This is a genomic window from Thermanaerothrix sp. (assembly GCF_056331585.1).
Genome location: NZ_JBWGPQ010000065.1, coordinates 1 through 5839, shown reverse-complemented (window position 1 = coordinate 5839; position 5839 = coordinate 1). Strand labels below are relative to the sequence as shown.

General features: G+C 62.7%; 7 protein-coding genes. 1 reads left to right on the top strand and 6 read right to left on the bottom strand.

What is annotated here, in order from left to right; genetic code table 11:
- Together AC01YT_RS13390 and AC01YT_RS13385 are read right to left on the bottom strand one after the other, a co-directional pair.
- The coding region (locus tag AC01YT_RS13390; protein WP_476676219.1) for a type II toxin-antitoxin system Phd/YefM family antitoxin at nucleotides 1-222 on the bottom strand (222 nt) is incomplete at its 3' end.
- 70 nt (nucleotides 223-292) lie between these two features.
- Entirely contained in the window at nucleotides 293-454 is a 162-nt protein-coding gene (locus AC01YT_RS13385) for a hypothetical protein (RefSeq protein ID WP_476676217.1), read from the bottom strand.
- 82 nt (nucleotides 455-536) lie between these two features.
- On the opposite strand from AC01YT_RS13385, the gene AC01YT_RS13380 reads away from it, so the two are divergent.
- Nucleotides 537-1298 carry a DUF429 domain-containing protein gene (locus tag AC01YT_RS13380; RefSeq protein ID WP_476676215.1) on the top strand — a complete coding sequence of 254 codons (762 nt, stop codon included), beginning with the start codon at nucleotides 537-539 and terminating at the stop codon, nucleotides 1296-1298.
- On the opposite strand, the gene AC01YT_RS13375 is transcribed toward AC01YT_RS13380, so the two are convergent.
- The 4 genes from AC01YT_RS13375 to AC01YT_RS13360 form a co-directional block, all read right to left on the bottom strand.
- Entirely contained in the window at nucleotides 1295-2524 is a 1230-nt protein-coding gene (locus tag AC01YT_RS13375; protein ID WP_476676213.1) for a cytidylyltransferase domain-containing protein, read from the bottom strand. The two genes, AC01YT_RS13380 and AC01YT_RS13375, sit on opposite strands and share 4 nt — an antisense overlap.
- The gene (locus tag AC01YT_RS13370; protein ID WP_476676211.1) at nucleotides 2518-3348 is read right to left on the bottom strand and encodes an SDR family oxidoreductase; all 831 of its coding nucleotides are present in this window, start codon (nucleotides 3346-3348) and stop codon (nucleotides 2518-2520) included. The genes AC01YT_RS13375 and AC01YT_RS13370 overlap by 7 nt, the downstream gene beginning before the upstream one ends.
- Nucleotides 3345-4367: a Gfo/Idh/MocA family protein gene (locus tag AC01YT_RS13365; protein ID WP_476676209.1), complete on the bottom strand. Its 1023-nt coding sequence runs from the start codon at nucleotides 4365-4367 to the stop codon at nucleotides 3345-3347. Before AC01YT_RS13365 ends, AC01YT_RS13370 begins: the two co-directional genes overlap by 4 nt.
- The coding region (locus AC01YT_RS13360; RefSeq protein ID WP_476676207.1) for a CDP-glycerol glycerophosphotransferase family protein at nucleotides 4364-5839 on the bottom strand (1476 nt) is incomplete at its 5' end. The genes AC01YT_RS13360 and AC01YT_RS13365, both read right to left, overlap by 4 nt.

The following is a 5839-nucleotide window of genomic DNA, read 5'->3' as shown; positions in this document are numbered from 1 at the left end:
TTCTTCCGTAGTCCGTGAGGTCTCCCACTCCAGCAAGCTCCCTGCCTGATACAAGCCCGTCCAGGCATCTTGCTTTTGCGATTCGGGTACCGGCTCCACAGGAATGATCAGCGCCACAGGGCGGCCACGAATGGATATCACATAGCGCGCTCCCTGTTGAACATTACGCATGATTTCCCCTGCCTTGGCTTTGAGCGTTCGAATTCCTACGTATTCCGACATGATAAACTCAAGAAAGTAATCTCATTTGAGGCTGCTTTACATTAGGATTACCCATTTGTCAAGAGACTATCTACCACTTCTCCAGCCGAAAGTGGCTCCAATCCCCCGCCTTTGCCTGCTGGGCCAGGGTGCGCAAATCGGCGGCTCGTCTGGGAATGCCCATGGCTTTCAGGCGCTCCACCATCCAGTATCGTGTGATTGGGGTCGAGACGATGAGATTGACCTGCCGCATGCGCGCCCACCCACCGCCCTACTCCCTAATTTCTCCCCTGCTCCGGGTTGCTCGGCGCCGCACTTTGGGCTAAAGTTAATGCATGCTGATCGCCACCACGGCCTGCACTTACCTGGGCATTGACCCGGGCGGGGGGCGTCCGCCCTTTGCCTACGCTGCGCTGGATGCCGATTTGCGCCTGCTGGCGCTGGGAAAGGGACGGCTGGCCGATGTGTTGGCCTTTGCTGCCGGGCAGAGCCGTGCGCTGGTTGCTATCAACGCGCCTCCCCGGCCGGCAGTCACATCTCAGTCTCAATCCGCATTCACGGGGATGGAGCTCTCCTCTGCGCCCCAGGGGCAGCGCTTGGCTGAACGCCAGGTGCGTGAACGTGGCTGGCCGATCTATCGCACGCCGGCGCACTGGGATGAGGCGCCTCCCTGGATGCGACGCGGCTTTGCCATCTACCGCCACCTGCACGATCTCGGCTATCAGCCGTATCCCCTGCCCGAGGCAGCACGCCAGTGGTTGGAAGTGCCCGCCGAGGCGGCGTTTACCGCCCTCTTGGGCCAGCCCCTGCTGCCGGCCCATCATCTTGAGGGGCGCTGGCAGCGCCAGATCCTGCTCGCCGATGCCGGGCTGGGCATTCAGGATCCCATGCGGTTTTTCGAAGAAATCACCCGCCACCGCCTTCGCCGCGGACAGTTGCCGATGCATCTTATTTACACCCCCGGCGAGTTGAACGCGCTGGTGGCGGCGTTAACAGCCTGGTTGGTTGCCCATCATCCCGACCAAGTGGTTATCCTGGGCGATCCGGAAAGCGGGCAGATGATCTTGCCCCGGGGTGAGGTTGCTCCGGCGGATTAACCCTGGGCCTGGCGGCGGCGCACCAGCAAATCGCACAATTCGCGCACCGCGCCGTAGCCCCCACGGCGGGTGAGGATGAGATCGGCGGCACGTAGCACCTCCGGTTGGGCATCCGCCGGCGCTACGGCACATCCCACCAAGGGGAAACAGGGTAGATCATTCGTATCGTTGCCCATGTAAACGACCCGCTGAGGATCAAGCCGGCGTTCGGCCAGTAGTTGACGCAGGGCCGGGGCTTTATCCTTCACCCCCTGGATAAACGGCAGGCCGATTTTACGGCAGCGTGCTTCCACCACCGGGTTGGTCTCGGCGGAAAGCACCAGCGCCTGGATGCCGGCGCGCATCAGCGCTTGGACGCCGATGCTATCCGAACGATAGGCGGCAACGAACTCGTGTCCCTCACCATCCACCCAGACCCGGTTATCGGTCATCACCCCGTCAAAATCAAAGATCACTAGGTCCACCTGCTCCGGGAGCGGTCGCCGCTGCCCCGGCTGCACCATCGTCAGCCCGCCAAAATAGACCAGCCATTCCGCCCGCTGCCAGTCGGTGGAGGTATCAATGTCCACCGTGTAGCGCGGGTCAATCTGGAGCGGCAGGATCACCGCCCCGCTCATGGAGTGCTTCTCCAGGATGGTGCGAGTGCGGATGGCATCAATATGCCCGGTCTGCCAGAAGACCGGCGGCAGGCTCTGGCGCGGTGCATTGTAAGGCTCGGGCACACCCGGTAGACTCAGTAGCGGTTGCAGGTGTCCGCTATGAGGGTCAATGCGCCACATCTTGAACGGATTCTGTCCCGCCGGCACCACCCCACGCACCGAATCGGCCTCGGGATGGGCGAGCAGCAGGCGCACTGCTGCATCCACCATTCCCGGTGGGCGCACCGGCGAGGTGGGGCGCAACTGCACCACGATCTGCGGATGATAGTCCTCGTGTTCAGCCAGCCAGCGCAGCGCGTGCTGAAAGACCGGGAGGTCGGTGGTATCATCCTGGGCCAGTTCGGCCGGGCGCAGGAAGGGGGTTTCAGCGCCGTACTCGCGTGCCACCGCGGCGATTTCGGCATCATCGGTCGAAACCACCACGCGGGTAACCGTCTCGGCCTGGCGCGCCGCGGCGATGCTATAAGCAATCAATGGGTGCCCGGCAAAGGGGCGGATGTTCTTACGCGGGATGCCTTTGGAGCCGCCCCGCGCCGGGATGAGCGCAAGTACCTCGGGCGTCACCATGCCGTCCATCCCCCGTCCACGATCAGGTTGGCCCCGGTCATGTAGGATGACGCGTCCGAGGCGAGGAAGAGCAGCGCGCCGTTCATCTCATCCTTGCGCGCCATCCGCCCTAGGATCGTGCGGGCGGAATAGTTGCGCACGAAGTCTTCATCGTGTTGGTTATAGACCCCGCCGGGGGTGAGGGCATTGACCCGAATCTGCGTCCCAGCGTAGTAGGCAGCCAGGTACTTGGTAAAGCCCAGCACCCCTGCCTTGGTGACGGTGTAATACACCGGCTTGTAGCCCACACGTTGACCATCGGCACGCACATAAATGCGCTGATCGGGGCCGTTTAACCCGTAGGTCGAGCAGATATTGATGATGCTCCCTTTGCCCTGCGCCAGCATGGGCCGAACACACGCCTGAGTGACCAGAAACACGCCGGTCAGGTTGACCGCCAGCGCCTGGTTCCACAGGTCGAGCGGGAAATCCTCAAACCGCCCGGGGATAATACCCCGCGCCAGGGTTTCGGGGTCGAACTTGGGGTCGAGCGCAGCGCTGTTGACCAGGATATCCAGGCGGCCATAGCGCGCCAACGTCGTTTCCACCATGGCTTGGACCGAAGTGGGGTTGGTCACGTCTAGGCTCACCCCCAGCGCCGCGTAGCCGTGAGCGGTCAGGTCGGCGGCAACGGTCTCTGCAGCGGTGTCCTGAATGTCGGCCACCACTACTGCAGCGCCAGCCTCGGCCAGGGTGCGCGAGAATTCACGCCCCAACAAGCCCGCCCCGCCGGTAACCACAGCGACGCGACCATCCAGTTTGAACGAATCGAAAATGGTGGTCATGGCCTTCCCTCAAGGGCTGAGGATAAAAATTCATCTAATTCCACCCGCTGGCCACGGCGGCTAGACTCGTGGGCCGCCAGGGCTATCGCCAGCGCGCGGATGCCATCATCGAGGGTGCATTGCGCGGGTTCCTCGCCCCGCACCACCTTGCGGAAGTGGCGCAATTCGTCCACGAACATGTGGTTGCGTTCAAATCCGGTGGGTGGGGTGTAGGTTTCCCAGGTTTCGGTGCTGGCATGATAAATGCGGGCGGTGCCGTAGGTGTTATCCCAGCGGATCATGCCCTGGGTGCCGATGATTTCGAGGTGATGATTGGGCGGGCGTTGGAGATAATCCAGGTGCACCTGGGCCAGGGCACCGCTGGCGAACTGCAAGGTGATCTCGGCGGTATCTTCCACCGCCAGGTCGAGATCGCCCAGGGTGGCCAGGTGGGCACTCACGCTTTCTACCTCACCCAGTAGCCAGCGTAGGTAGTCGAAAGGATGACACAGCGTCAGCACCACGCCGCCCCCCAGGTCGGGGCGGGCGGCGTAACTGCGGCGGTAATCCTCCCAGGGATGCCAGGCAGGCAGGTACTCACCCCAATGGGCGCGGGCGTGCACCACGCGGCCGATCAAGCCCTCATCCAGCCACCGCTTGATGCGGCGTAAACTGGGGTGAAACCGGAACTGAAACCCTACCAGCACGCGCGCGCCGCTCTGCGCCACGGCGGCGCGCAGGTCGGCTACCCCTTCTAAAGTGTGGGCAATGGGTTTTTCCAACAGCAAATGGCAGCCCTGGCGGGCGGCGGGAATGGCTACATCCAGATGTAGCGCGGTGGGGTTGGCGACGATAACGGCATCTGGGCGGTGCGCCAGTGCCGCTTCTAGGTCGGTCTCGACCATATAGTCATGGAGCTCATCGTCGGGCAGGGTACTGCGGTGGGTGCGGTAGAACACTAAATCGCGCTCGCCCAGTTCGAGCAGGTTGCGAAAATGCCGCCGTCCGATGGAACCAAAACCGGCAATGAGGAATCTCATTCCCAACCTCCCTTAGGACGTTGGAGCAGCGAGAGCAGGAACTCCCCGGTGCGCCGTCCGGCACTACCATCGGTATAAGTGACCTCGTCACGGATGAAGCGCTGGCGGTTTTCGTGATCGGCGTGTGGGTTCTGCAAATAATCATTGAGCGCCGCCGCCAGTTCGCGTTCGTTCAACGCCACCTTGCCTGCCCCTGCGCGGCGAAAGCGCAAGTGGGTGGGCCAGTTGCCGATTTTGGAGAGGGGCAGCGAGTATTTACGCGGCACGTTCCAGCCACCGGGTACGTCCAGGCACACGCTGACAATGGGGCGGTCATGGATGGCCGTCTCTACCACCATGGTGGAGTAGACGGTGGTGAAGACATCCGCATGCGCCATCATCGAGGCTTTCTCGGGCATGTCCTCGCCGGAGTAGTGCCCCAATTCACCCCCGAGCGGCACCGGCTCGACGACATGGACGTGCGGAAGTTCGCGTGCCAGGCGGCGAATCTTTTCCGCTTCGTCCTGGAAGAGTTTGACGTTCCAAAAATGGTTGGGATGCAGACGCACCAGTAATTGCGCCGGTGCGACCAGGGCATCGCTGGCCACCAGGCGGGCCAGGGCTTCTACGTTTTGGTAATTAGGCGAGAACGAGACGAAACTGCAGGCATAGGCGATCAACTTACGCTGGGGATCGAGACCGTGCAGGCGGAAGTAATCCTCGCGCGGCATCTCCCAGGTGCGGCGGAAGTAACCATCATACGAGGGAATGCCACCGATGTGGACGCGCTCCGGCGGCCAATCGGAACCGAGCACCAGTTCCTCCTTTTGGATCTGCGACCAGCAGGTAATCCAATCCACCGGGGCGCCGGGCAGGCTATAACTGCTGGGGTTGTCCCAACCCACGACGACGGCGGCGGTACGGATACCGCGGGCGGCAGCCTCGCGCAGCAGGTAGCGATCCAGCCGCCAGCCGGGGGTGGCGGCCACGACCAAATCGGGCTGGTAGCGTTCGAAGAGGTCGGTATACAAGCCGGGGGTGAAGCGCAGTTGGGCACGGCGCAGGGCGCGCCGCGCAGCGCGGCTGTGGCGCAAAGCCAGCACGGCCAGCACGGCCAGGGGCAGGAAGATGCGGCGGCGGTTGCCCGCTTCCACCATCACCTGGCGGATATAACTATCCGTAGCGCCGGTGTTAATGCGGCGCGAACTGCCCACACGACGCAGGAAGCCCAGCCACCACTGCCATTCGCCATGGTGCTGACGTTCGTAAGCGCGCGCCTGTGCCAAACGCAAGCCCTCAAAGGTCAGGCCGGGGCGGCCAAAGCGTTGGGCCAATTGTGCGGTCAGGCTGTCATCGCTGAGGACGATCACCTCGGCTCCGGCGTCGAGCAAGGTCGGGACGACATCACTTTGGAGGAAATAGACCACGGCCAGGCCGTGATCGGCGGAGATGAAAATACGTGGTTTTTTTGTGTCCAGGGTCATCGCTCCGAG